The organism is Streptococcus mitis (genome assembly GCA_001560895.1).
Classification (GTDB): Bacteria; Bacillota; Bacilli; order Lactobacillales; family Streptococcaceae; genus Streptococcus; species Streptococcus mitis_Q.
Genome location: CP014326.1, coordinates 106,083 through 130,998, shown reverse-complemented (window position 1 = coordinate 130,998; position 24,916 = coordinate 106,083). Strand labels below are relative to the sequence as shown.

Sequence of the window (24,916 nt, the reverse complement as noted above, 5' to 3'; positions counted from 1 at the left end):
TTCTACAACGCAAAAAGCCCACCAAAGAAATTGGCAGGTTTTAAAAATGGGTACGAAGACTCGAATGCAACTCTCTGCATGGGACTTGTTTGCTTAACCATAGGGACTCTTCCTTTTCATTCATCCAAGGCGTTGCGACATCGAAAAAACAGCGCCTTTACTTCCTTCCATTGTATCATAAAAGCCTAATAGTGAAAAGGTTTTCTAGGGTATTCTCTCTAAATCTAGCAATAATTCCCTGACCTTCAAACTTCTACTAAAACAAGCAAAATCCCCTGCAAATCTACATTACAGGGGACTTATGTGTTATTCTTGTACTTCTTTCTGAGCGGCCTTTCCTTGATCTAGAAGAGCTTGGACGATTTTCTCATCGCGTAGCTTGACAGAATCGTTGATCATTTCTGCGGACTTGACGATGGTTGTTTCTAGTTGGGCACGTTTCTGGCGTCCCAATTCAATAGCTGCGACGATACCTTGGTTTTGAGCGACCAGACTTTCAGCCAGTTTTGTAACCGATTCGACAGCGACTGTCGGGCTTTGGGCAATTCGTTCCATCTGCGGAATCACTTCTTTGCTGGTTTCAGCTAGCATCTGAAGGGCAGCATTATTGGCATTGACAATGGCATCCGCCACGACACCTGATTTCATTGATTGTTGCAAAATACCCAATTGGGCAATAGAAAGCTTCATTGTCGGAATCGTATTGCGACGAAGCATGCCCAATTTTTGACGCATATCAGATGACACCTTCACAAGATTGCGCATCTGAGGTGTTGTTGCCCAAGCAACATAGAGACGGCTGACATACTCAGTGTGCTGTTGTTCGAGGGTATTGACCACTTCTGCCATACGAGCCAATTCTTGTGATTTGGTTTGGTATTCTACCGTACTGGTATCGAGTTGGTCAGCTTGAGCTTTCAGTTCGGCAGCGCGCTTGCCAGCTTCTGTCTGGCTAGCTTCGATAAAGGAAATCACTCCCACTAGATTTTCAATGGATTTAGTATTGTCCTCAATCAACATCTCAGCTGAAACGATATTTCGAGCTAGCACATCTTCTTGCTTGACCACTGCGGCAGCCATGCTATCGAGCTTTTGCTCCACTGTTTTTGAGTCAAAGTAAAATTCTTGTAGGGTATTCTTGCTCTTGTTAAACAAGCGTTGCAAAAAGTTTGGCTTTTCTTCTAACTCAGCAATTTCAGCGTTCTTGTATTTGACGACAAAGCCTTGCAACTCACGGTTTGTATTCTTGAGAAGATCATCCACTTGGGGAATTTGTAGTTTCTTTTGTTCTGACAAGATACGATTGACCGTATTGTTCACACCTTCGACAGCAGATTGTCCAAAATCTAAGAGAGCATTTTGATTGGTAACAAACTGGTCTACCAACTGAGGCACGTGCGCCTTGATTCCTTCTTGCTGCTCAGGGCTCAGCTTCTCAAGGAAGGTCAAGGTTTTGTCTGAGCCAGTATTGGTCTCGATGATTTGGGTTGTTTTATCCACCTTAGCTACCGTATTATTGGCAATCTGGTCAATATCGAAATTAAATTCTGTCATGGTTACTCCTTTATTTCTAACCTATTCTTTACGATCTTTTTCTAGGATACGCAGACTGATATCAAAATCACGCATATCTGTTTCATTGAATTCTCTCAAGACTTGGTCCAGCTCAAGGTCAAATTGTTCGATAGCTGCTTTAGCTTGTTGCAAACGTTCTTCTGCTCGATTATAGTTCTTCGGATTGGCCTTAATCTTTAAATAGCCTTCTAAAATCGTTTGGAATTTCTCCATCTTCAAACTATGAATGGCCGTCAATTCTTCCTTATCCCCCTCGGCAGAGGTAGCAATCTTGTCTAAAATAGCCTGATGGTCAATAGCAATATTGGCCAAGGTCTGGGATAATTCTGGAGCTAGTTCCTCTGGCTCCGCATTTTCAAGGTCTACCTGACTTTCCCTATCCAAACGTTCTAGCTGAACATCGATGTTTGCCCTTACTGTACGAACCTTTTTATCAATACGATTATAGACATCATCATCGATATAGGACTTGAGACGATCTGCCTCCTGATGGATTTCTCGCAGTTCGATCAATACTTGATTAGCCAAACTCTTATAGGAATCTAAGCCTTTCTCTACCAAGACTCCCTCTAACTGCTGAATATCTTTGTCCGCCTGGCGAATCCGAGCTTTTAAAAGCTCAATCCGATCGTCTAGAGAGGCATCCTGCAAAAGTGGATAGCGCCAACGTTTATAGAGACGATAACCACCATAGCCTAGCAGGACACAAGCCGCAAGCGGTAGAGCATATTGAACCAAAAGGCCCAATAAGAACAAAAAGCCCCAAAAATAGAGACAGCCTTTCCAAAAACCATTACCCGATTTCATAAACATTCCTTATTTTCAATTTATAAGTCTATTTTAGCACAAAAGATAAAAATGAGGGCGGAAATCCCCTAGAAAAGAGTTGATTTCTTTGCTGTAGAATGGAGGCTAGAAGCGCGTGTTCTAATTTCAGTTGAGCGGACTCAAACCACAAACACACTCTGAGGAAATATCAAAACAAAAGCTTGAAAAATCGGAGGAGGTGTGTTAGAATGAGAGCATAAAGGGAAAATAATGCTTCTAGCATATATAACTAAAAAAGCCCCACCGTGCCACCGATGGGGTTTTTTGCTACCCTCTAAAAGGGTTAAATGCTACTTACTACGTCTCTTTATCCATAGCTTGAAAAGCTCAGATAGTAAGTTAACAAGTAAAAAGGGAAAATAACTCTAGCATATATAACACCTCCCTTCATTAAAGTGAGGGGGCCAAAATATTATATCATACCAGATTTATATCATCAACATCGCGTAATTCTTAGCATAGATAGACTCAGATACACCAATAACCTTACTAGCAAATCTCTAAACAAACCCAGAAATCAACATTTTAAGACAAAGCAAAAAGCCCACTGTTGTAGGCTTTCTGTAAGATATATCTTAAAATTAAAGCATCTTGTTGTAGAATTCAACGACAAGTGCTTCGTTGATTTCTGGGTTGATTTCGTCGCGTTCTGGCAAGCGAGTCAATGAACCTTCCAATTTTTCAGCGTCGAATGATACGAATGCTGGACGTCCAAGAGTAGCTTCTACTGCTTCAAGGATAGCTGGAACTTTCAATGATTTTTCACGAACTGAGATCACTTGACCTGGAGTTACGCGGTATGATGGGATATCAACGCGTTTTCCGTCAACAAGGATGTGACCGTGGTTTACGAATTGACGAGCTTGACGACGAGTAGTCGCAAGACCAAGACGGTAAACAACGTTATCCAAACGACGTTCCAAAAGAAGCATGAAGTTGAAACCTAGGATTCCGCCTTTGATTTTTGTAGCTTGTACGAACAAGTTACGGAATTGTTTTTCACCTACACCGTAAGTGAAACGAAGTTTTTGTTTTTCAGCCAATTGCAAACCGTATTCTGACAATTTAGAACGGTTGTTTGGTCCGTGTTGTCCTGGTACGTAGTTACGACGTGCCAATTCTTTACCTGTACCTGTAAGTGAAAGGCCAAGGCGACGAGCTTGTTTCCAAGATGGTCCTGTATAACGTGACATGTGAATGTCCTCCTGATATAAATAATATTTCGGTGGAAATAGTCACTTAGAAAGCCCTGATTCGTGCAGATGCCCTTCGCCTAAACAGCCAAGGTTACTTATCATAAGACACCTGTTGACGAGCTTCATGCTTTCCTGCTGATATTTCACACAAAATCCATTCTACCATGAATGGCTAGATTTGTAAAGGGGTTTTAAGCTTTATTTTCATTGCCAGAGAGATTGAGAAGGAGGGTAAAGGTGCTTCCGAGGCCGTACTGGCTGCTGACTGTGATTTCCCCACCCAATTGATGGGCCAATTCACGCGCAATCGCAAGCCCTAAGCCATGACCACCTGTTTTCATATTACGCGAAGCTTCTACACGATAAAGGCGTTTGAAAATATTCTCCAAGTCCTCTGGGGCAATCCCCTGTCCCTCATCCGTCACACTGATTGAAAGCTGGTTCTTCTCCAGCTTAGCCACCACTTCCAGCTTGGTTCCTGGAGACGAGTATTTAAAAGCGTTATTGACCAGATTCACCAAGATACGAGAAAGTTTAGCATAATCTCCCTCAATCCGGGCAGACTCTGGGATTACCTGCAAATGGACATCTCGCTCCTCCTGCTCAATCAAGAACTGAAACTCACTCATACACTCAATCAAGAGCTGATCCAGAAAAATGCTGTCTTTACTAGTTGTCTCTGCCTGATTTCTAGCTGTGTTTAGAGTCAAAAAATTCAACTCCTCAACCAGTTTATTGAGTCTTTCAGTCTGGCGCCCAATGGTTGCTAGATAATGGTCCTGTTCTCCTTCCTTGATAACCCCATCCAAAATCCCTTCTACCGTCGCTTGGATCGAAGTGATGGGGGTCTTGATATCATGCGAAAGTTGAGCAATCATCAAGCCCTTTTCTCGTTCGCTTTCTTCCAAGGAATCGAAGGTGGCCTGCAAATCATGGGACATTTCATTAAAAGCTTGGCCTAATTGTTGAAATTCTACAGGTCCTTGAACCTCCAGATTTGATGGAAAGTCCTTGTCCGCTACCCGCTTAGCATGTTCCTTAAGTTTGCTCAATGACGTAAATACCGGCGACAGGAGAAAGAGACTAATCCCAGCACCGACAAGGCTGGCAACGATGGTCATTCCAAGCAAAAAGTAAATCTCGCTTTTCTCAATCAGCATTTTTTGAACAGCCCAAAAAACCGCGATAATCGTTAGGAGTGTTGAAATGATATACCCCACTAAAATATAACTTTTTAATTTCATTGACTACCTCGTGCTTTCTCAATTTTGTAGCCCAAGCCCCAGACGGTTTTGATGGTAGGTGTTTCTGCACTAGCATGTTTAGCCAACTCCTGTCGCAGAGCATGGATATGAACATTCAAGGTATTGGTGTCATCCACATAGTCTTCCTGCCATACCTTCTCATAGAGGTCTGTCTTAGAGAAAACTCGCTCTGGATTGCTGGCTAAAAGCCATAGAAGTTCGAAGGATTTTACTGTCAAATCGAGCGCCACATCTCCGACTTGGACCTCATGACTACTGTGATTCATCCGTAAATCTCCGAGACTGACGACTTCTGTCTCACCTCCACGATGAAGGCGACGCAAGATATTGTGGACACGCAAAACCAGCTCACGAGGGCTAAAAGGCTTGGCAATAAAGTCATCTGCCCCTAAGCTCAGGCCATAAATCTTGTCCTGCTCGCTAGTCTTAGCCGTGATAAAGAGAAAAGGCTGATCTGGAGATTGATACTGGACTTCGCTAATCAAATCATAACCATCCATCCGAGGCATCATGATATCTGTAATAATCAAATCAATCGGTTTTCGCTTGAAGATTTCTAAGGCCTCTACCCCATCATGGGCCACCAAAACCTGATATCCTGCCTGAACCAGATAACGTTGATGAATATCTGTGATTTCTACCTCGTCGTCAACGAGTAAAATTGTCTTTCCCATCTGTCTCTCCTTTGAAAAAAACAGTGCTATACCACAATAGTATAACACTATTTTAATCTCTTTACGAACATTCTAATCGCTATCTGGATTTTTCAAATCCTAGATAGAAAATCTGTAGCTAGACTAGTCATTTTCCTCTTTTTTAGCTTTCAAACCGAGGCCACCTAATAGTCCTGCCAAGGCGAGTCCAAAGAATCCAAGAGTAGCCATTGATGTTTGGGCTTCACCAGTATATGGAAGCATGTCTTTTTGCTCTTTCTTTTGATCAGCCATCATTGGACTTGATACCTTGTTATTAGATGCCATCTTGCCTTCATCAGACATTTTGCTTGATGTTGCTGGAGCTTGATCTTGTTTCATGCTTGGTGTTGCCATTGGCTGACTAGCATTCATAGTTTTGTCCTGCTCTTTGCTATGCACCATCTTATCCTGGCTAGCAGCTGGCATTTTAGATTTCATCTCATCTTGATTGGCACTTGGCATTTGAGCGTTCATCTTAGACGCATCTTGATGACTATTCATCATTGGAGCCGGCATAGCTGAACCATTAGAAGATGGGACGAAGCCTGATTGCATCGGAGTAAGAGACTGATGTCCATTCAAGTTCACTGTCAAGTCCTTAGTCGCTACAAGGTTGCTCAAGTCTGCCTTGCCATCTTTCGCACCGTACACTTTGATAGTAGCTTTATAGCTTTGAGTGCCGTTTTGTTTCAACAAGTCTAACAAGTCTTTATCAGATTTGCCTTGAGTGCCAGCCAAGTCCACTTCATAGAAGTAAAGACCTTTGCCTAATTTTTCTACTGGTGGAAGAGCTGGATTTTTAGCTGAGCCGTTGTCTGACCATGGAGCCTTGTCTGAAGCTTTCAAGATAAGGCGAGTCAACATACCGTCACCAGCGAAGAGTTCGTATGGGATGACTTGGTTGACACCAGCTGTGAATGGACCAGGGAAGTTGGCCTTATCCAGATAAGAGGCTGGAACATCCACTGTATCTTTAGTGTTGTCAGCTACACCTTTTTGAACTTCAGCTGGGGTAGTTAAGCCGTTCAAGTTCACTGTCAAATCCTTAGTCGCTACAAGATTGCTCAAGTCTGCCTTGCCGTCTTTCGCACCGTACACTTTGATAGTTGCTTTATAGCTTTGAGTGCCGTTTTGTTTCAACAAGTCTAACAAATCTTTGTCAAATTTGCCTTGAGTACCTGCCAAGTCCACTTCATAGAAGTAAAGGCCTTTGCCCAATTTTTCTACTGGTGGAAGGGCAGGATTTTTAGCTGAGCCGTTGTCTGACCATGGAGCTTTATCAGAAGCTTTCAAGATAAGGCGAGTCAACATACCATCTCCGGCGAAGAATTCGTATGGAATAACTTGGTTGACACCGGCTGTGAATGGGCCAGGGAAGTTAGCTTTATCTAGGTAAGTAGCTGGAACATCTACTGTGTCTTTAGTATTGTCAGCCACACCTTTTTGAACTTCAGCTGGAGTAGTCAAGCCATTCAAGTTTACTGTCAAATCCTTAGTCGCTACGAGGTTGCTCAAGTCTGCCTTACCATCTTTAGCACCGTACACCTTGATAGTAGCTTTATAGCTTTGCGTACCGTTTTGTTTTAACAAATCAAGTAGCTCTTTGTCAGATTTTCCTTGAGTACCTGCCAAGTCCACTTCATAGAAGTAAAGGCCTTTGCCCAATTTTTCTACTGGTGGAAGGGCTGGATTTTTAGCTGAGCCGTTGTCTGACCATGGAGCTTTATCAGAAGCTTTCAAGATAAGGCGAGTCAACATACCATCTCCGGCGAAGAATTCGTATGGAATAACTTGGTTGACACCAGCTGTGAATGGACCAGGGAAGTTGGCCTTGTCCAAGTAAATAGCTGGAACATCCACTGTATCTTTGGTGTTGTCAGCCACACCTTTTTGAACTTCAGCTGGAGTGGTCAAGCCGTTCAAGTTGACATCCAGATCCTTAGTCGCTACGAGATTGCTCAAATCTGCCTTGCCGTCTTTAGCACCGTACACCTTGATAGTAGCTTTATAGCTTTGCGTACCATTTTGTTTCAAGAGGTCTAATAAATCTTTATCTGACTTACCTTGAGTACCTGCCAAGTCTACTTCATAGAAGTAAAGGCCTTTGCCCAATTTCTCTACTGGTGGAAGGGCTGGATTTTTGGCTGAACCGTTGTCTGACCATGGAGCTTTATCAGAAGCTTTCAAGATAAGGCGAGTCAACATACCATCTCCGGCGAAGAATTCGTATGGAATAACTTGGTTGACACCAGCTGTGAATGGACCAGGGAAGTTGGCCTTGTCCAAGTAAGTAGCTGGAACATCCACTGTATCTTTGGTGTTGTCAGCCACACCTTTTTGAACTTCAGCTGGAGTGGTCAAGCCGTTCAAGTTGACATCCAGATCCTTAGTCGCTACGAGATTGCTCAAATCTGCCTTGCCGTCTTTAGCACCGTACACCTTGATAGTAGCTTTATAGCTTTGCGTACCATTTTGTTTCAAGAGGTCTAATAAATCTTTATCTGACTTACCTTGAGTACCTGCCAAGTCTACTTCATAGAAGTAAAGGCCTTTGCCCAATTTCTCTACTGGTGGAAGGGCTGGATTTTTGGCTGAACCGTTGTCTGACCATGGAGCTTTATCAGAAGCTTTCAAGATAAGGCGAGTCAACATACCGTCACCTGCGAAGAGTTCGTATGGAATAACTTGATTGACACCAGCTGTGAATGGACCAGGGAAGTTGGCTTTGTCCAAGTATGTAGCTGGAACATCCACTGTATCTTTAGTGTTGTCAGCTACACCTTTTTGTACTTCAGCTGGGGTAGTTGCTGGTTGAGCCTCACTTGCTTCACGGTCTTGTCCAGAGACTGCAGGAGCAGGATTTGTCGCAGGTTTAACCGCATCTTCTGTTTCTTTCTTAGATTCTGGTTTTGCTTGCACTTCTTCTTTTGGCGCTACCACTTGGTCTTTATCAGCTACATTCACTTTTTCTGGAGAGCTTGTAGCATCCAAGCTTGCTTTAGGGGCTGAGTCTACCTGTTCTGAAGGAAGAGCTGTATCGACTGCTTCTTTGAGAACTCCTACTGGTAAGTCGCTCTTTTTACTCACCGAAGCAGCATCTGGCCCAACTTGAGCAGGGGTTGGATTGATCGCATCGGCACGTACAGAACTTGGTTGACCAACTAGGACAAAGAAGCCACTAGCCACAACAACTGAGGCAACACCGACACTAAGACGGCGAATAGACCAACGAGTATATCTTTGATTTGGATTGAATTTCATAGGATTCTCCTTAGAGTTTTTCTTTATTTGATGACTCTAGTATAATCTCCTAAAATTAAAAAGGATTAAGAAAAAGTTAAAATTTTTCTTAAATCCCTCTTATAAAATACTTATATTAATTAAATCCATAAACAGATTTGGTGATTTGATAGACGACATTGGACAGTTTGCGAGCTGGCAAGACGGAATGTTTGGTCAAACGGCTGAGCATGGTCTTGCGAATGGCTTGAAAGACCTCTGGATTTTCCTGCTGAATATAGGTCCACAGCTCTCGTTTTTTGGCCAGATGCTCCGCTGTTCCAGCTCGATTGAGCAGGGCACTAGAAATAACCGTCGTGATTTCAATATGATTCAGCAAATATTCTCTCATTTTGGGATGACTTACTTTAGATAAATCAAGCTGGTCTATTAAAAGACGATTAACCTTGAGTTGCTGATCGATACGTTTAATCATCACCTGCTCATTGACAGACTGGTCCTCACGCCCAATCAAATAACGATAGAAATCGACTGGCAGATAGTACATGGTCTTGACCTGCTGAAGAGGTGTAAAGACAAAGAGATTATCGACATAAAAAGTATGCTCAGGCAGTTGGAACTGGCTCGCTCGCAACAAATCTGTCCGGTAAATCAGCGAGTGCATCATGATATACTGGCCTTTTGAAAAATTTCCGACCTGATCCCAGCCAAAAATCTGCTGGACAGGCAAGACTGACTCATAACTCATACTCTTCTTGCGAGACTGACCTTCCTTTTCATAAACAAAATTAGTCACAAAGGCATCCACCTCTTGACCTTCACTCTCTAGTTCCTGCAAGGTTTCCAAAATTTTCAGATAGGCACGAGGATCAACCCAGTCATCACTATCAACCACTTTAAAATAGCGCCCAGAGGCCTCTGCCAAGCCACGATTGACAGCACCACCATGGCCCTTATTTCCCTGATAAATGGCTCTAACGATGCTAGGATACTTGCTGGCTAAACGCTCAGCGATTTCCTGAGTCTGGTCCTGAGACCCATCATTGATAATCAAAATCTCAACTTGCTCACCACCAATCACTAGCGACTCCACACAGTAATGAAGATAGGCTGCGGCATTATAGCTAGGAATGGCGATAGACAATAACTTCATAATCTACTCCTTTAGGGGACTGATTTTTTCTTATACTCAATGAAAATCAAAGAGCAAACTAGGAAACTAACCGCAGGTTGCTCAAAGCACTGCTTTGAGGTTGCAGATAGAACTGACGAAGTCAGCTCAAAACACTGTTTTGAGGTTGTGGATAGAACTGACGAAGTCAGTAACTATACGCACGGCAAGGCGACGTTGACGTGGTTTGAAGAGATTTTCGAAGAGTATTACTCTCTCTTGTCATTTCTTTCTATTCTACCATAAAGTCCAGCTTCTGAAGGATTTTTACTGGAATACAAGGGTTTCCGGTCTCTATTTCCTATCTTGGACATCAAAAAAGAAGGGATTCCCCTCCTTACGAATTTAACTCTGCTAAGTCATCTAGATACTGGTTGTTAATGACTGCCAAGATATAGGAATCTTCTTTCAAGAGGTCATTGGGACCAAACTGGACGTCCAGTGGTGAATTTTCCTGTTCACGAAATCCTAGGACATTGAGGTTGTATTTACCACGTAGATCCAGCTGGCTCAGGCTTTGACCTGCCCAAACACTCGGAATCTTCATCTCCACGATAGACACATTTTTATCCAGCTGAAAGACATCAACATTGTTATGAAAGAGAATGGTCTGCGCTAGAGACTGCCCCATTTCATACTCTGGTGAAATCACCGAGTCAGCACCGATTTTTTCTAGCACCTTCTTAGCTGTCTGGCTTTTGACCTTGGCAATAACCCTTGGTACACCCAAACTCTTACAATGCATCACTGCAAGCACACTCGATTCCAGATTTTCCCCTGTCGCCACCACAACCGTATCACAGGTATCAATTCCCGCAGTTCTGAGGAGTTCCTCATCTGTGATATCGCCAACAACTCCACGCGCCAAAACTGGCTCAAATTGATTGATGTGCTCAGCATGGTCATCAATGGCAATGATATTCATATCTTGCTTGGCGAGGGCCGTCAGGACACTACTCCCGAAAATCCCCAAGCCTAAAATTCCAATCGTACGATCTGACATCGTTCTTCCTTTCTTATCCAATACTAATATCTGCTTTCATATACTGAATCAAATCTTTCTTATCAGGCTGGTAATCCGCTAGACTAACCAGCAAGGTCAAGGGACCGATACGGCCGATAAACATGAGCACCATGACAATGCTGAGGGCTAGCTTGCCCAATTCTGGTGTCAGATTTGCCGTTACCCCAACTGTCGCAAGGGCTGAAATGGTCTCAAACATGAGATAGATAAATCTCGGTGTTCCTTCTGCCGTAATTCCCAGCAACATCAGACCCAACAAGAAGGTCATCAAAAAGATAATGAAGACACTAAAGGATTTTTGGACTGTTCGAGCCTCAATGGTTCTCTGCGCAACATTGGCATGAGGCAAGCCCAGCAATTCACTACGCGCAAAAACCAACAAGACAAAGAAAGTCGTAATCTTGAGCCCTCCAGCCGTCCCTCCAGGAGCCCCTCCGAGAAACATCTGTAGGATGTATATAAACAAGGTCACAGGCCGAGCTTGGGTGTAGTCAATAGAGGCAAAGCCAGCCGTTCTCATGCTGACGGTTTGGAAAAAGCTAACCAAAACTTTCTCTGGGACACTGAGATTGCCAATCGTTCCTGGGTTATGCCACTCTGTAAAGAGTGTGGATACTGTCCCAAACAGCAAAATCCCTGCAGTCAAGAAGAGGACCAACTTGGTGTGGAAACGTAGTCGACGTTTTTTCTTCTTGCCTAGCTGGGTGGCCAAGTCAAACCAGACCATAAAACCGAGACCACCCGTGATAATCAAACCAGCAATGACCAGATTGATTAAAGGATCCGTCTGATAATTCACTAAACTGCTACTGCCGAAATTATCAAAGCCAGCATTACAAAAGGCTGAAATAGCTAAGAAGATAGAGGTAAAAATGCCTCGTCCCCAGCCGAACTCAGGAATAAAACGGAAACTTAACAGAAAGGCACCCAAGCCCTCCACCAGAAAAGTCGTCAAAAAGATGGACCGTATAAAAGCCCTCAACGACCGAGTCTCCCCGTAACCGAAGCTCTCCTGAATGGTTTCACGACTGCGAAGACTAAGCTTCTGCTTCCCCTGAATATAAAAGACCCCGATAAAGGTCATGAGCCCCAAGCCACCAATCTGTATCAAGAGCATACAAATCAGCTGGCCCCAGACATTATAGGTCGTAGCCACCGGTTGCGTAAAGAGGCCGGTCACACAGACCATGGACACCGTCGTAAAGAGATGGTCAAAATAAGTGGCTTGAGAACCACTTACCTGAACAAAAGGCAAACTCAAAAGGAGAGAGCCTATAAAAATAACTCCAGCGAAGCTTAAAAAAATCCGACGAGCTGGCGAAAGTCCGCCAAAGACTCTTTCAAGTTTTTTCACAAATAATTTGAATAACATACATCCATTGTACCATAAAAAGTAGAAGAGGAGCTAGAACTGAAAGGCAATCTCAAGGCAGAGTTCCAAGGCCTTTTCGAAAGCTTCTGAACCCCATTCACGACTGTCGTACTGGTCCAAGTCTGCTAAGGAATCAGCTGTAAACAACAACTCTCCCCAGAGGACCCCACGCAATTGAGCTACTGCCGCAAGTGCAGAACACTCCATCTCCACAACAGCACAACCTTCTTCCTTGCGATAAGCCACCTTTTCAGCCGTTTCTCGGTAAAAACCGTCTGTCGTCCAGGTCATGACTTCTTCATAGGGAATCTCTCTGGCTTCCAAAACTCGCTCAATGGCAGCAATAGCCTCAGGCTGAATTTCCATATAACGAGAAGGGGCCACATAGTGGTAACTGGCACCCTCATCTCGTAAAGCCCGAACAGGGACTAGAAAGGCATTTTCTTCTATATCAGCCAGCACACCACAGGTACCGGTTGAAATAATCTGCTCCACACCATATCCAATCAACCAATCCATAAACTGGGCCGCTGGAGCGGAACCCACAGGAGCCTGAGCCAGACAAATTTCCTCACCTTTGTAGTTCACGACATAGACTGGATAGGTCTTGGTAGCAGAAACGAATTCGCCGACACAATCCGCCCCTACTTCCCTCGCATAGCGGTCAATCTCCTCACCCAAAAAAGCATAGACACACTTCTTGGGCAAGTGCAAATTCAACCCCTCGTGATTAGGCATGATAACCGCCTGAGGATTGTCGTCAAACTCTAAAATGGGAATCGCATGTTTCTGAATCATAACCCACCTCCTCTAATTTTGTACTATTGTATCAAAAGCGGACCGAATGTCAAGGAGGAAGCTGAGGAACCGAGGAGAAAAACATCCCACTTACGAGATGCTTTGAACTTGCTTAGTGAAACAGACTTGCCAAAATATAGAGCAAATAAATGTGGGTTGGGTAAAAAATGATGAAACTTACAAAAAAGAAACAACATCTGCTGTTTCTTTCTACTTCTATTTCACAGGTATCTCCTTAATCACACGCGCAGGATTGCCAGCTAGGACAACATTGTCTCCGAAAGATTTAGTGATCACAGCCCCAGCTCCTGCAACAACGTTATCTCCCAGTATCACTCCAGGAAGGACAATGACACCTCCTCCAGCCCAGAAATTGTCTCCAATGGTGATGGGCTTGCCATATTCCACACCTGAATTACGTTCATGCGGATCCAATGGATGGAGTGGAGTTAAAAACTGACAATTAGGACCAATCATGGCATTGTCACCGATACGAATCGGACAAACATCCAGCATGGCCAAGTTCCAATTGGAGTAGAAATTTTCCCCTAGATGGATATTGACTCCATAATCGACTACCAGTCGTGGATTGACATAGAGATTTTGCCCAGTTGACCCAAACCAAGTCTTGATAATCTCCGCTCCCTTCAAGGGGTCTTCTTCCTTGTTAAAGGCAGCCTGTTTTTGGCGAGAAGCCTGAGCCAAGGCTCTCAGTTCTGGGTCCGATGGACGGTAAAAATCTCCTGCAATCATTTTCTGGTATTCACTGGTCATCTTATCACCTCACACTTACTTTGACGCCATCATATCAAAAAGGCTTTGAAAGGTCAAGAATAAGCTGGTCTAGGACTTCTTTCCAGTCTCTCAAAACAACTTGCTTGACAAAAGCTTGACTTCATGGTTTAATATACCCCATAAGGGTATATTTGGAGGTGCCTATGTTTCACTTATTTACAAAAATTGACAGTATTTCTACCAGCGAGTTAGAAGCTAAACTCAAGGAACCAATTCAGCTACTGGATGTTCGAACGCCGATGGAATTTCGTAGAGGTCATATCAAAAATGCCAAAAATGTTCCTCTGACCGAAATTGGTTCCTACACACCAACAACAAAAGAAACACTCTATGTCATTTGTCATTCTGGTGTGCGTAGTAAGATGGCTGCTAAAAAGCTAAAGAAAAAAGGCTACGATGTCATCAATGTCCGAGGTGGTATGAGCGCTTGGACAGGAAAAATCATCTAGAAGCATAAAGGAGAAAATCAATGAAAATTATCATTGTCGGAGGAGTTGCAGGCGGAATGTCAGCAGCAACCCGTCTCAGACGTCTCATGGAAGACGCTGAAATCACTATTTTTGAGAAAGGTCCCTTTGTTTCCTTTGCAAACTGCGGACTTCCTTACTATGTTTCAGGAGAAATTGCAAACCGTGATAGTTTATTGGTCCAAACTCCTGAAAGTCTCAAAGCACGTTTTAATCTAGATGTGCGACCATTTCAAGAGGTCATCAGTATTTCCCCAGCAGAACACACTGTGACGGTGCGACACGATGGACAGGAATTCATAGAAAGCTACGACAAGCTGATCCTCTCCCCAGGAGCTAAACCATTTGTTCCTACCATTGAAGGCTTGGCAGAAGCTAAGAATGCCTACACGCTCCGCAACGTTCCCGATCTCGATGAAATTATGGCAGCCTTGGACAATCATCCAAAAGAAGCTGTCGTTATCGGTGCAGGCTTTATCGGACTTGAAATGGCTGAAAACCTAGCGAAACGTGGATTGCAAGTTACTATCGTGGAGAAAGCACCCCATGTCTTGCCGCCATTAGATCAGGAAATGGCAGCCTTTGTCCAAGCAGAATTGGTCAAAAATAGCGTTCGCGTCATCACTTCTCAGTCTGCGGTTCGATTTGAAGACCAAGGAAATATCATCGTTCTAGAAAATGGTCAAAAGATTGCTTCTGACCTCACCATTCTTTCTGTCGGTGTTGAACCTGAAAACGGACTGGCCAAAGTTGCGGGGATTGAACTGGGACTTCGTGGTGGAATCCTGGTCGATGAACATTATGAAACCAGTCAAAAAGATATTTTTGCAGTTGGGGATGCCATCGTCGTCAAGCAAGAGATTACAGGCCAAGATGCTCTCATCTCTCTCGCTTCTCCTGCCAATCGTCAGGGACGCCAAGTGGCAGACGTCATCGCAGGACTAGAACGTACAAACAAGGGAAGTATCGGCACTGCTATCGTTCGTGCCTTTGATATGACAGCTGCTTCGACTGGTCTCAGCGAGCGTATCCTTAGCATGAATCAACTTCCTTACAAGGCACTTCATGTCAGTGGGAAAGACCACGCTGGTTATTATCCAGGCGCTACTGATATGACCTTAAAGCTCCTCTTTGACCCGACCACTGGAAAAATCTACGGTGCCCAAGGAGTTGGGAAGAAAGGTGTTGACAAGCGAATCGATATCCTAGCAACTGCTATTAAGGGAAATCTCACCGTCTTTGACTTACCAGAATTGGAGTTTACCTATGCGCCACCATTTGGCTCGGCCAAGGATCCCGTCAATATGCTGGGCTACGCAGCCTTGAACCTTATCGAAGGTCTCAGCGACAATGTTCAATGGTACCAGCTCGAAGACGAACTGGCTAAAGGTAAGAAATTTCTAGATGTACGGACAAGTGGTGAATTCCAAAGTGGTAGACTCAAAGTCGACACCATCCACATTCCCCTAAACGAACTACGGGAACGCTTGGATGAACTGGACAAGAACCAAGCCTACATCGTTAGCTGCCACAGTGGTTTGCGCAGCTATATCGCAGAGCGTATCCTCAAACAAGCAGGATTTACCGTCCAAAACCTTGACGGCGCTTATTCACTATACAAAATGGCTAAGCCAGAAGGAGTAGAATATGGAAACTAATATCAGCATGGCTGACTTTTATAAAAAATATCAAAATGAAAATCTAGAGCTTATCGATGTCCGTGAAGTACATGAATTCCAAGCAGGACATGCACCAGGTGCCAAAAATCTTCCATTAAGTACCTTGGAACAAGGATACAAAGAACTCAAACCTGACCATGCATATCATGTCATCTGTCAAGGAGGAGTCCGATCTGCATCTGCCTGCAAATTTCTCAGTTCCCAAGGCCTCACCGTTACCAACGTAGAAGGTGGCATGAATGCTTGGCCTGGTCAAGTAGAATAATCAAGAGGAACTGAGCAAAAACTCAATTTCAGGAGAAAATGAAGTAAATCTCCCCACAATAAAACGCATACTATCAAGGTTTTCAACACCTGATAGTATGCGTTCTTTTATTTTAAAGACTGTTTCCAGCCTCTCTTGATTCACATTAAACTATTCTAATAGCAGAGATCTTTGCAACTCTCATCTCTTTATTTCCGTTTAATCAAGTATCGGATAGCCTTTTCTAGGCGTTCCTTTTGAGCTTCAGGATCATCTAGCGGCTGATTGATACATTCAGTAAGGTTTTCGGTAATTATCATCTCAATCACGCGCTCCACACTAGATTTCACGGCTGTCAGTTGCGTCACAATATCAGCACAGTCACGATCTTCTTCAATCATCTTTTGAATCCCACGCAACTGACCCTCTGAACGTTTCAAACGAGTAATATACTTTGAGTTTGTCATTTCTTTTTCCTTGCTCGATTTTTCTTCATTATATCTCTAATAAGCTCCTTTGTCAAAATTCTCGCCCATCCGTCTCACGCAGTTCTGTTACCACAGGCTTTTCAAAAGGCAAACTAGCCATGCTGATAACTTGATAGAAATTCCTAGTTTTATCTATCTAAGCGAACACGAGTCACTATTCCATCTGGGTCTGTGATTTCCAGCTGGCTAGATGTCAGCCACTTGATTAGTGCCTCAACTTCTTGTGCTCGCTGCGCAATCGTTAATAGTTCTTCTTTACTTGCAACTTCAATAACATAATAGGCTAAGCCTGGCAAGCCTTGCTTACGCGGAGCTAGGCCTTTTCCTCCCCATTCGTTGACAGCCAAATGATGATGGTAGTCTCCAGCTGCAATCCAACTAGCACTAGGTACACTGAATTTATCCTCTAGCCCTAACACCTTTTGATAAAACTGGCTGGACTTTCGACTATCCTTGACAGAAAGATGAATATGCCCCATTCTCGTACCCTCGGCTAAAGTAAAGGGCTCTACTCTTTCCCCCAACTCATAGATATCCTGTGCAGCAAGAGCCTCCGTCACTCCGATAATGCGTCCATCTTCTCGAATATCCCATGTGGAAATTGGCTTATCTCGATAGAGTTCAATACCATTCCCCTCCAAGTCCTCCAAGTAAAGGGCCTCACTGTAACCATGATCTGCACCGCCGACAAGAGGAATCTGTAAGTCTGTCAGGTGTTTCAAAACATCAGCCAAAGCCTTACGTGTCGGCAAGAGAATGGCCAGATGGTAAAGGCCATAATGTTCCCTTACTTGTCCACTCTCTTGTGCTTGAATCAGGTGTACCAAGGCCTTTCCATCAAGTCCTAGAATCGTCTCTGTCTCAGTCTGAGATAAGATTTCTAAACCAATGATTTGCTGATAAAAGGCTGTTTGACTTGCCAAATCCTTTACATTTAAAACTACCTCTGCTAAATAAATGTGGCTCTTGTATTCATAGGTCATAAATAGTCCTCTTTTTCAGTTGTAATCATTTTTATTACAACTATTATATAATTTCCATCAAGAAAGTCAAGCCAGACAACTCAAAAATAAGGCCATTTCAGGATAAGATAAAGTAAATATTTCCATAATAAAACGCATATTATCAAACTTTTCAGCACCTGACAATATGCGTTATTTTAATTTTAAAGACTTTTTGACCAGCTTTTTTTACTTCACAACAAGCTCATAACGTGTCTTGCTTGTAAAGGTTTGACCAGCTTTGAGAATCACTTGGTCTTTGAGGTCACTGTGAATGGCATCTGGTAAAGCTTGCGATTCAAGAGCAATCCCATTGTGCTGTAACATTGGCTGGCCTCCTATGATAACACTTTCATCCACAAAGTTTGCTGTGTAGACCACAAAGCAAGGAGCCTCTGTCTTGAAAAGCAGGAAGCGACCTGAGTTTTGGTCATAAAGAAATCCAGCATTGTCATGACCTGCAGGAAGGGCAAATGGATGATCCAAACCAGATACCAGTTGGATTTGCTCATCTTCTTCTGCAAAGATGTCTTTCAACAAGGCACCATTGTAGATGTGTTTTACTACGTCACGATTGGCATCTGGAGTTTTGGACGGAACACCGTCGGGAGCGATTGGATAAATGCCTTCTGTGTTTAGTTGGAAGACATGGCGGTCAATCGTCTGCGTGAAATCACCAGACAAGTTGAAATAGCTGTGGTTGGTTGGATTGACCAGCGTATCTTGATCGGTCGTTACCTTGTAGCTGATTTCATAGGCACCAGTTTCTTCCAAGTGATAACTGATCCAAATCTTGAGATTTCCAGGGAACCCTCCTGTCCCATCTGTACGCTCTGTGTAGAGAGTCAAGCCATGGTCGCTCACTTCAACTAGTTCAAACAAGCTAGAATCCCAACCAGTTGAACCACTGTGGTTACAGTTGCTAGCATTGTTGACTTCAAGGTCATAGGTCTTACCATCGATCTCAAAGGTCGCACCTGCGATACGTCCTGCTACAGGACCTACACTCGCTCCATGCTTGGGACTATTGCCTACATAGCTATCAAAATCATCAAATCCCAAGATAACGTTGGCAAAATTTCCAGCCTTGTCAGGTGTGACATAGCGCAAGATGGTCGCACCATAAGTCATGACCTCTAGCTGATAACCTGCCTCAGTCTCAAAGCGATAGGCCAAGACATCCTTACCCTCAACATTTCCAAATACACGCTCTGTGTATGCTTTCATTCTGTTCTCCTTTTACTATTTCTCTCAAGCAAACAAACCATAGAAAGCCGACTGACAATCTATGGTTTATCTGATAATTTACAAATCCTCTTGTCAAGAATTCATAAACACTGTCTTACTTTTGATATTCGTGAATGATAACACCTTGTACCACACGGTTTACGGTACCTGTAGGAGACGGTGTATCAGGTTTATTTTCTACCTTGAGTGAAGTTAATAGGGCAAAGAGTTGGGCATAAACGATGTATGGGAAGACACGGTAAATATCATTCAAGACACCGCCACAACCAAGGGCAACTTCTTTGACATTTTCAAGACCAAAAGCTTGATCACTCAAAAGCACAACACGACGAGCAATCTGATCACCCGCAACTTCACGAACCAAGTCCAAGTCGTACTTGCGAGTGTAGTCTGTTGTTGTACCAAAGACCAAAACAACTGTATCTTCGTTGATAAGAGATTTTGGACCGTGACGGAAGCCGACTGGGCTTTCATACATAGTCGCAACTTGACCAGCAGTTAGTTCCAAAATCTTGAGCTGAGCTTCATGAGCAAGTCCAAAGAAAGGACCAGCGCCTAGATAGATGACACGGTTAAAGTCTAAATCAACAAGCTCTTTGACATCTTCTGCCTTGTCTAGAATTTTACGGGCAAGACTAGATACAACTTCAAAACGTTCAGCTTTAACAGCAAATTCTGTAGGATCAAAGACCAAGAGAGCTGTTAACATCATAGACGTAAAGCTAGAAGTCATGGCAAAGCCAGCATCATTAGAAGCAGCTGGTTGCAAAAGCAAGAGATTACGGTCATCTCCATGAGCTTGAAGAGCCAATTTACCATCTGCCGCACACGTAATCGTCACTTGATAAAGCTCATCCACCAAGGCTTTTGCCAAATCAACAGTCGCCACACTTTCAGGCGAGTTCCCACTACGAGCAAAAGATACAAGGACAGTCGCCACATCTTTTTTCAAGTAAGTTTCTGGATTGGCAACGATATCTGTTGTCGCAATAGCATTGAAATTCCATTTGCGTTCGTCATAAACTTCCTTAAAGTAAGGTGCCAAGGTATCTCCCACATAAGCAGAAGTCCCAGCACCTGTCAAGATAACCTTGATATAGTCATGTTTATCAGCAATCCCTTGTAGGAAGGCTACAATTTCTTCACGTTTTGCTTGATAAGATTCAAAAGCTTCTTTCCATACATCAGGTTGTTGGTAGATTTCACGTGTAGTGATTTCTGCACCCAATTCGAGTAAGTCTTCTTTTGTATAATGTAGCATTGAGTTCCTCTTTTTCTATTAAAGATGGGAATGGGAGTAAGCCCCATTCCCATGTATATTCTATATAAAATGTTCTAACGATTTTCACGTTGTCACATCTTATTCATCTTCGTCATCATCGAAGCCCGCTAACAGGTCATTGACTTTCACGATGCTTTCTGCAGCACGGCTCTTATAGTCCGCATCTGCGCCTGTAAGACTCGCATTGATAAATTCAATCACCATTGGAAGATTCATCCCTGCGTAAAGGTCAATATCACGACCTTCCATAATCAAACGACTTACCACGTTACATGGTGTTCCACCGAGAAGATCCGCAAAGACTAGGAAATCATCCAATCCTTCAATAGCAGCTTCAAATTTTGCAGTAAATTCTTCTGGGCCATCTTCTGGAAGAAGAGCCACTGCATGAATATTGTCTTGTGGACCCATGATCATTTCTGTGCTACCTTTAAGCTCTTCACAGAAACGACCATGACTCACCAAAATTAATGATTTAGCCATAAATTATGCGCCCATTCCAAGTACAAATTTACCAAAGGCAGATAGAGCCAAGGCAAGTGCGATAATAATACCGATAGCTTTAGTAGAGTTCATACCTTTCTTACCAAGCAACCAGAAGATAAAGGCAGTAAAGATTGCTGGAAGCAAGCGTGGGAAGATTGAGTTCAAGATGTCTTGGAAGTCAATCATTTTCTCACCGATTGCCCATTTGTAAGAAATTTCAAAGTTGATCATTGTTGCTACAAGAGCACCCATCATGAAGACACCAAGTACAGATGCAGCGTCAATCAAAGCTGTCAAAGTACTTTGCATGTTGTTGATAAGGTTAACCCCTTCTTTGTAGGCAAATTCCAACTGTTTCCAACGGAAGATGTCATACGCTACTGCAACTGCGATCCAAAGGAAGATACCCCATGGTTGGCCAGCGATAGCCATAGTTGCTGCGATTGACCCCATGATAGCAGGTACAAGGGAACCAAAGATTGTATCTCCAAGAGGAGCGAATGGTCCCATCAAACCTGTCTTGATACCGTTAACGGCATCTTTTGAACCTACACCATCTTTTTCTTCCATGGCAAGGTCAAAACCAGCGATAATGGTATGGAAGAATGGTGAAGTATTGAAGAATTGAGTATGAACTTTCATCATTTCTTTCAATTCAGGAGTTCCATCCCCATACATTTTACGCAATTGAGGCAAAATCATGTAAAGGTAACCAGAAGCTTGCATACGTTCGTAGTTCCAACCTAATTGGAAAGTAAACAAGCTACGTTTGTTGATTTGATTAAAATCTTCTTTTGTAAGTTTGTAATTAGAATTCGTCATCTTCGATTTCCCCACTTTCTGATGGTGTAGAAGGTGCTGCTACAGCTACTTTTTGGCTATTTTTGAAGTGAAGCACTGCAAGGAAGATACCTACGATAGAGATACCGATCATAGACAAACCTTTGAAGTTGTTCACGAAACCAATTTTTTCAGCAACATCTTTCGGTAGAGTACCTACGATACCAGCAACAGCGCCACCAAGACCTGTTACATATGAGTAAAGAACAGTCAACATAGCTGTCAAACCAAATCCCATTGCAAGATAGTGAAGGTTACGTTTAACTGGAAGGTAACGAAGCAAGATTGCAAATCCAAGACCTGGAAGCATACGACCTGCAAGTGTCAAACCATCCGCAACCCATTTGTAGGCTTCAACTAAGTCTACTACTGATTGTACAAAGGCACCACCAAAGGCAAGCGCGAAGAAGACTGGAAGGGCACGAGATAAAGCCCAAGGAATCGCACCAAGTAGGTAGTTGCGTTCGATACCTTTATAGTCAAAGCGTTCGATTGCAGCATCCACACGGTGAGCGAAGAAAGTAGTTGTCATACGTCCAAGAACGTCGAAGTAAGTCAAGAGAGCTGCTACTGGCACAGCGATTGTTGTAATCGCAAGTGCTGTATCAATTCCTTGTGAAACAGAGAAGGCTGTCGCAAGAACCGCACCAGAAGTTGCGTCGATACGAGAAGCACCACCGAAGGTACCAACCCCAAGAACGAACAATTGCAAGTTACCACCGATAAGCAGACCAGTAGTCACATCTCCCATAATTAAACCAGTAATGAAACCAGCAAATACAGGGGAACCTGCAGATGAAACGATCGTCAACTCATCACAGATTTGATAAGCTGAGTACAAAGTGAGAAGTAAAATTTGCCACCATTGTATCATAACAATGACCTCCTAAAAATTTTTTCCTATTTTAATAAGCTCAAAAAGTCTGAAATTGGATCATTTGGAACCATTTGAGCAGTAAGTTTAACACCTTTTTCTGCCAATTTGTGGAAATCTTCCACATCCTTATCCACTACGTTGATAGAACGTGTGATAGCGCGAGTTTCTGGTGTTTGAGACATATTCCCAACATTAAGGGTTTCAAGTGGTACACCTGCTTCTACCAAACCAAGGAAACGGTCTGGTTTACGAGCCACGATAAAGAGACGTTGGCTATCGTATTTACCAGCAAGAATATTGGCTGCCGCTTTCTCAATTGGCAAAATACTCAATTTTACACCTGGTGGTGTCGCAAGTTTCAAACCACTCTTTTCAACGTCGTTGTTGACAACTTCGTCATCTACAACCATAATACGTGAAACATTTAGTTTCCCAGCCCAAAGATTGGCTACTTGTCCGTGGATCAAACGTCCATCGATACGGCATCCTACAATTGTCATAAATTTTCCCCCTTTATATGTTTTAGTGTAGGTTTACGAGTTAAATGAATCTCTTCTTTATATTCACCTTCTGTTTCAAAGATAATGATGCGGTTGGCACCTTCCTTGAGATAGCTATGCGGAATATAAAGCGAGAGTGTTGGGCCGACATTCCAAAAACGTCCTAGATTTTGCCCATTGACAAAGGCAACTCCCTTACCAAACTCAGACAAGTCTAGGTAAGTATCTTTCGGCTCCTCGACTGTAAAGTCATAAGCGTAAAAGGCTGGTTGTCCTTCTGTCCATCCTTTTGAAAAATCAATTTTCTCAGGATTATCTAGTGGGAGTGGATAGTGTTTCCAGTTTAGTAAGAAATGCAAATCCTTACAAACCCCTGTCCGAATTCCCTTACGTTGCGTATCCGCTAAGAACTTGTGACCATAGTTGACACGCCCCATATTTTCTATCAAGATATCCAATCTAGACAGCGCTTTCTTTTCTCCTTGATAGAAAATATCTTCCCCAATTTCTGTCTGATATTGGGTTTCAACCCACTGACCATCGACATAAAGCTGGGCTCTATCTCGACCATCAATGATACGAAGTCTTTCTTCTTCTGCATCCCAGTTTGTTTCTGTTCGATAGAGTAAGTAGCCATAACTTTGTCCCAACTCCTCCATCTTTTTAGGATAGAGACTTTCTACTGGACTAGACAAGCTATCTAAGGTTTCAAACAAGGAAACTTTTTCAACCAGTGGAATAGCATCCAACTCCATACTCTCTTTGTAGAGTGGTTCCAACTGCGGATACTCTGGGAAATGTGTTGCCATCATCTTCTTAACTGCCAGATATTTGGCAGTTGGATTTCCTTCTTCATCAAGAAGAGCGTCGTAGTCATACGATGTAACTTGTGGCAAGTCCAAAGTTCCTCGAGCTGAGCAACCATTCATGAAGCCAAAGTTTGTACCACCATGGAACATGTACAGATTGATGGAGCCTTGTTCCAAAACCTCTCGAACTGCATCTGCCAATTCTTTTGGATCCCGTGTGATAATCGGTTCTTTCCAACGGTTGAACCAACCATCCCAGAACTCCATACACATGAGTGGCCATTTCTTGCCATGCTCATCAAAGAATTCCTGCATCTGTGAAAAGTTGTAAGGTGCCTTAGAACCAAAGTTCCCTGTTACAAAGAGATCATCTTCGATTAAGGTTCCAGCTTTCAGAGTTGCTCTCCATGGACCGTCTGATGTAAAGAGGGGACAGGTTACGCCACGCTCTTCCATCAAGTGTCGAATCGCTCTCAGGTAAGCCTTATCTTCTCCGTAAGAACCATACTCATTTTCAACCTGCATCATAAGGATATTGCCACCCTTGTCCAACAAATGTGGGACCAGTCGTGACAAGAGCTGGTCATAGTAGCGACCGACAGCTTCAATATAGGCTGGGTCTGATGAACGAATCCTCATATCTTTGGTTAAGAGCCAAGCCGGTAAACCACCAAATTCCCACTCCGCACAGATAAATGGTGACGGACGTACAATAGCATAGAGGCCTAAATCTTGTGCTATTTGGAGAAATCTCTCCAAATCCAGAGCTCCTTCAAAGTTAAACTCACCCTCACGGGGTTCGTGTAGATTCCAAGCAACGTAAGTCTCTACCGTGTTAAAACCAAGAGCCTTCAAGTTGTAGAGCGAATGAGACCAATCTTCTGGCGGAATCCTAAAATAATGAATGGCGCCGGACAGAATCTTGAACGGTTTTCCATCTAAATAGAAATCGTCCCTAATCTCAAATCGTGTCATATTATTACCTTCTGACAATTAAAGTTCACGCTTTCATTTGTTGATATAGTAAATATATCTC

Annotated in this window: 25 protein-coding genes; 5 read left to right on the top strand and 20 right to left on the bottom strand. The window is 43.2% G+C overall.

Features of this window, described 5'->3' with window-relative positions:
• Positions 1 to 306 precede the first annotated feature (306 nt).
• The 7 genes from AXK38_00700 to AXK38_00670 form a co-directional block, all read right to left on the bottom strand.
• Positions 307 to 1,554: a toxic anion resistance protein gene (locus tag AXK38_00700; GenBank protein ID AMH87914.1), complete on the bottom strand. Its 1,248-nt coding sequence runs from the start codon at positions 1,552 to 1,554 to the stop codon at positions 307 to 309.
• A gap of 21 nt (positions 1,555 to 1,575) precedes the next feature.
• Positions 1,576 to 2,382 (bottom strand): hypothetical protein, encoded by an 807-nt coding sequence (locus AXK38_00695; protein ID AMH87913.1) that lies wholly within the window; start codon positions 2,380 to 2,382, stop codon positions 1,576 to 1,578.
• Positions 2,383 to 2,984: 602 nt separating this feature from the next.
• Positions 2,985 to 3,596 carry a 30S ribosomal protein S4 gene (locus AXK38_00690; protein AMH87912.1) on the bottom strand — a complete coding sequence of 204 codons (612 nt, stop codon included), beginning with the start codon at positions 3,594 to 3,596 and terminating at the stop codon, positions 2,985 to 2,987.
• A gap of 194 nt (positions 3,597 to 3,790) precedes the next feature.
• Positions 3,791 to 4,843 carry a histidine kinase gene (locus AXK38_00685; GenBank protein ID AMH87911.1) on the bottom strand — a complete coding sequence of 351 codons (1,053 nt, stop codon included), beginning with the start codon at positions 4,841 to 4,843 and terminating at the stop codon, positions 3,791 to 3,793.
• Positions 4,840 to 5,538: a two-component system response regulator gene (locus tag AXK38_00680; protein AMH87910.1), complete on the bottom strand. Its 699-nt coding sequence runs from the start codon at positions 5,536 to 5,538 to the stop codon at positions 4,840 to 4,842. The genes AXK38_00685 and AXK38_00680 overlap by 4 nt, the downstream gene beginning before the upstream one ends.
• A gap of 123 nt (positions 5,539 to 5,661) precedes the next feature.
• Positions 5,662 to 8,820, bottom strand: a complete 3,159-nt coding sequence (locus AXK38_00675; GenBank protein AMH87909.1) for a YSIRK signal domain/LPXTG anchor domain surface protein — start codon at positions 8,818 to 8,820, stop codon at positions 5,662 to 5,664.
• A 115-nt stretch (positions 8,821 to 8,935) separates the two neighbouring features.
• Positions 8,936 to 9,952 carry a glycosyl transferase gene (locus AXK38_00670; protein AMH87908.1) on the bottom strand — a complete coding sequence of 339 codons (1,017 nt, stop codon included), beginning with the start codon at positions 9,950 to 9,952 and terminating at the stop codon, positions 8,936 to 8,938.
• Between the two features lie 39 nt (positions 9,953 to 9,991).
• Between AXK38_00670 and AXK38_00665 the strand changes: the two genes are divergently transcribed.
• Positions 9,992 to 10,216 (top strand): hypothetical protein, encoded by a 225-nt coding sequence (locus AXK38_00665; GenBank protein AMH87907.1) that lies wholly within the window; start codon positions 9,992 to 9,994, stop codon positions 10,214 to 10,216.
• Positions 10,217 to 10,307: 91 nt separating this feature from the next.
• On the opposite strand, the gene AXK38_00660 is transcribed toward AXK38_00665, so the two are convergent.
• From AXK38_00660 to AXK38_00650, 3 genes are read right to left on the bottom strand one after another with little or no spacing between them, the layout of a single operon-like run.
• Complete coding sequence (locus tag AXK38_00660; GenBank protein ID AMH87906.1) at positions 10,308 to 10,973, bottom strand: potassium transporter Trk; 666 nt, start codon at positions 10,971 to 10,973, stop codon at positions 10,308 to 10,310.
• A gap of 13 nt (positions 10,974 to 10,986) precedes the next feature.
• Positions 10,987 to 12,366: a potassium transporter Trk gene (locus tag AXK38_00655; protein AMH87905.1), complete on the bottom strand. Its 1,380-nt coding sequence runs from the start codon at positions 12,364 to 12,366 to the stop codon at positions 10,987 to 10,989.
• A gap of 33 nt (positions 12,367 to 12,399) precedes the next feature.
• A complete protein-coding gene (locus AXK38_00650) occupies positions 12,400 to 13,164 on the bottom strand; it encodes a phosphorylase (GenBank protein ID AMH87904.1) in 765 nt (254 codons plus the stop codon).
• On the opposite strand from AXK38_00650, the gene AXK38_00645 reads away from it, so the two are divergent.
• Entirely contained in the window at positions 13,150 to 13,335 is a 186-nt protein-coding gene (locus tag AXK38_00645) for a hypothetical protein (GenBank protein ID AMH87903.1), read from the top strand. The genes AXK38_00650 and AXK38_00645 overlap by 15 nt on opposite strands.
• A gap of 45 nt (positions 13,336 to 13,380) precedes the next feature.
• On the opposite strand, the gene AXK38_00640 is transcribed toward AXK38_00645, so the two are convergent.
• The gene (locus AXK38_00640) at positions 13,381 to 13,938 is read right to left on the bottom strand and encodes an acetyltransferase (protein AMH87902.1); all 558 of its coding nucleotides are present in this window, start codon (positions 13,936 to 13,938) and stop codon (positions 13,381 to 13,383) included.
• Positions 13,939 to 14,102: 164 nt separating this feature from the next.
• Between AXK38_00640 and AXK38_00635 the strand changes: the two genes are divergently transcribed.
• From AXK38_00635 to AXK38_00625, 3 genes are read left to right on the top strand one after another with little or no spacing between them, the layout of a single operon-like run.
• Positions 14,103 to 14,408, top strand: a complete 306-nt coding sequence (locus AXK38_00635; protein ID AMH87901.1) for a sulfurtransferase — start codon at positions 14,103 to 14,105, stop codon at positions 14,406 to 14,408.
• Between the two features lie 20 nt (positions 14,409 to 14,428).
• Entirely contained in the window at positions 14,429 to 16,084 is a 1,656-nt protein-coding gene (locus tag AXK38_00630) for a CoA-disulfide reductase (protein AMH87900.1), read from the top strand.
• The gene (locus tag AXK38_00625) at positions 16,074 to 16,370 is read left to right on the top strand and encodes a rhodanese (GenBank protein ID AMH87899.1); all 297 of its coding nucleotides are present in this window, start codon (positions 16,074 to 16,076) and stop codon (positions 16,368 to 16,370) included. Before AXK38_00630 ends, AXK38_00625 begins: the two co-directional genes overlap by 11 nt.
• Positions 16,371 to 16,558: 188 nt before the next feature.
• On the opposite strand, the gene AXK38_00620 is transcribed toward AXK38_00625, so the two are convergent.
• From AXK38_00620 to AXK38_00580, 9 genes are all read right to left on the bottom strand, one after another.
• Entirely contained in the window at positions 16,559 to 16,816 is a 258-nt protein-coding gene (locus tag AXK38_00620; protein AMH87898.1) for a hypothetical protein, read from the bottom strand.
• Between the two features lie 149 nt (positions 16,817 to 16,965).
• On the bottom strand, positions 16,966 to 17,820 hold the full coding sequence (locus AXK38_00615) for a glyoxalase (protein AMH87897.1): 855 nt from the start codon (positions 17,818 to 17,820) through the stop codon (positions 16,966 to 16,968).
• A gap of 207 nt (positions 17,821 to 18,027) precedes the next feature.
• The gene (locus AXK38_00610) at positions 18,028 to 19,065 is read right to left on the bottom strand and encodes a galactose mutarotase (protein ID AMH87896.1); all 1,038 of its coding nucleotides are present in this window, start codon (positions 19,063 to 19,065) and stop codon (positions 18,028 to 18,030) included.
• A gap of 115 nt (positions 19,066 to 19,180) precedes the next feature.
• Complete coding sequence (gene agaS, locus AXK38_00605; GenBank protein ID AMH87895.1) at positions 19,181 to 20,347, bottom strand: tagatose-6-phosphate ketose isomerase; 1,167 nt, start codon at positions 20,345 to 20,347, stop codon at positions 19,181 to 19,183.
• A 99-nt stretch (positions 20,348 to 20,446) separates the two neighbouring features.
• On the bottom strand, positions 20,447 to 20,785 hold the full coding sequence (locus AXK38_00600) for a PTS fructose transporter subunit IIA (protein ID AMH89586.1): 339 nt from the start codon (positions 20,783 to 20,785) through the stop codon (positions 20,447 to 20,449).
• Positions 20,786 to 20,854: 69 nt separating this feature from the next.
• On the bottom strand, positions 20,855 to 21,676 hold the full coding sequence (locus AXK38_00595; protein ID AMH87894.1) for a PTS fructose transporter subunit IID: 822 nt from the start codon (positions 21,674 to 21,676) through the stop codon (positions 20,855 to 20,857).
• Positions 21,663 to 22,568, bottom strand: coding sequence for a PTS fructose transporter subunit IIC (locus tag AXK38_00590; GenBank protein ID AMH87893.1), 906 nt, complete (start codon positions 22,566 to 22,568; stop codon positions 21,663 to 21,665). The genes AXK38_00595 and AXK38_00590 overlap by 14 nt, the downstream gene beginning before the upstream one ends.
• 26 nt (positions 22,569 to 22,594) lie before the next feature.
• The gene (locus tag AXK38_00585) at positions 22,595 to 23,071 is read right to left on the bottom strand and encodes a PTS mannose transporter subunit IIAB (protein ID AMH87892.1); all 477 of its coding nucleotides are present in this window, start codon (positions 23,069 to 23,071) and stop codon (positions 22,595 to 22,597) included.
• Positions 23,068 to 24,855 carry a beta-galactosidase gene (locus tag AXK38_00580; protein ID AMH87891.1) on the bottom strand — a complete coding sequence of 596 codons (1,788 nt, stop codon included), beginning with the start codon at positions 24,853 to 24,855 and terminating at the stop codon, positions 23,068 to 23,070. Before AXK38_00580 ends, AXK38_00585 begins: the two co-directional genes overlap by 4 nt.
• Between the last annotated feature and the right edge of the window lie 61 nt (positions 24,856 to 24,916).

Coding starts and splice junctions, on each gene's coding strand:
- AXK38_00700 (AMH87914.1), bottom strand. CDS start 1,554: ATGACAGAATTTAATTTCGATATTGACCAGATTGCCAATAATACGGTA.
- AXK38_00695 (AMH87913.1), bottom strand. CDS start 2,382: ATGAAATCGGGTAATGGTTTTTGGAAAGGCTGTCTCTATTTTTGGGGC.
- AXK38_00690 (AMH87912.1), bottom strand. CDS start 3,596: ATGTCACGTTATACAGGACCATCTTGGAAACAAGCTCGTCGCCTTGGC.
- AXK38_00685 (AMH87911.1), bottom strand. CDS start 4,843: ATGAAATTAAAAAGTTATATTTTAGTGGGGTATATCATTTCAACACTC.
- AXK38_00680 (AMH87910.1), bottom strand. CDS start 5,538: ATGGGAAAGACAATTTTACTCGTTGACGACGAGGTAGAAATCACAGAT.
- AXK38_00675 (AMH87909.1), bottom strand. CDS start 8,820: ATGAAATTCAATCCAAATCAAAGATATACTCGTTGGTCTATTCGCCGT.
- AXK38_00670 (AMH87908.1), bottom strand. CDS start 9,952: ATGAAGTTATTGTCTATCGCCATTCCTAGCTATAATGCCGCAGCCTAT.
- AXK38_00665 (AMH87907.1), top strand. CDS start 9,992: ATGAAAATCAAAGAGCAAACTAGGAAACTAACCGCAGGTTGCTCAAAG.
- AXK38_00660 (AMH87906.1), bottom strand. CDS start 10,973: ATGTCAGATCGTACGATTGGAATTTTAGGCTTGGGGATTTTCGGGAGT.
- AXK38_00655 (AMH87905.1), bottom strand. CDS start 12,366: ATGTTATTCAAATTATTTGTGAAAAAACTTGAAAGAGTCTTTGGCGGA.
- AXK38_00645 (AMH87903.1), top strand. CDS start 13,150: ATGTTTCTGAATCATAACCCACCTCCTCTAATTTTGTACTATTGTATC.
- AXK38_00650 (AMH87904.1), bottom strand. CDS start 13,164: ATGATTCAGAAACATGCGATTCCCATTTTAGAGTTTGACGACAATCCT.
- AXK38_00640 (AMH87902.1), bottom strand. CDS start 13,938: ATGACCAGTGAATACCAGAAAATGATTGCAGGAGATTTTTACCGTCCA.
- AXK38_00635 (AMH87901.1), top strand. CDS start 14,103: ATGTTTCACTTATTTACAAAAATTGACAGTATTTCTACCAGCGAGTTA.
- AXK38_00630 (AMH87900.1), top strand. CDS start 14,429: ATGAAAATTATCATTGTCGGAGGAGTTGCAGGCGGAATGTCAGCAGCA.
- AXK38_00625 (AMH87899.1), top strand. CDS start 16,074: ATGGAAACTAATATCAGCATGGCTGACTTTTATAAAAAATATCAAAAT.
- AXK38_00620 (AMH87898.1), bottom strand. CDS start 16,816: ATGACAAACTCAAAGTATATTACTCGTTTGAAACGTTCAGAGGGTCAG.
- AXK38_00615 (AMH87897.1), bottom strand. CDS start 17,820: ATGACCTATGAATACAAGAGCCACATTTATTTAGCAGAGGTAGTTTTA.
- AXK38_00610 (AMH87896.1), bottom strand. CDS start 19,065: ATGAAAGCATACACAGAGCGTGTATTTGGAAATGTTGAGGGTAAGGAT.
- agaS (AMH87895.1), bottom strand. CDS start 20,347: ATGCTACATTATACAAAAGAAGACTTACTCGAATTGGGTGCAGAAATC.
- AXK38_00600 (AMH89586.1), bottom strand. CDS start 20,785: ATGATCATGGGTCCACAAGACAATATTCATGCAGTGGCTCTTCTTCCA.
- AXK38_00595 (AMH87894.1), bottom strand. CDS start 21,676: ATGACGAATTCTAATTACAAACTTACAAAAGAAGATTTTAATCAAATC.
- AXK38_00590 (AMH87893.1), bottom strand. CDS start 22,568: ATGATACAATGGTGGCAAATTTTACTTCTCACTTTGTACTCAGCTTAT.
- AXK38_00585 (AMH87892.1), bottom strand. CDS start 23,071: ATGACAATTGTAGGATGCCGTATCGATGGACGTTTGATCCACGGACAA.
- AXK38_00580 (AMH87891.1), bottom strand. CDS start 24,855: ATGACACGATTTGAGATTAGGGACGATTTCTATTTAGATGGAAAACCG.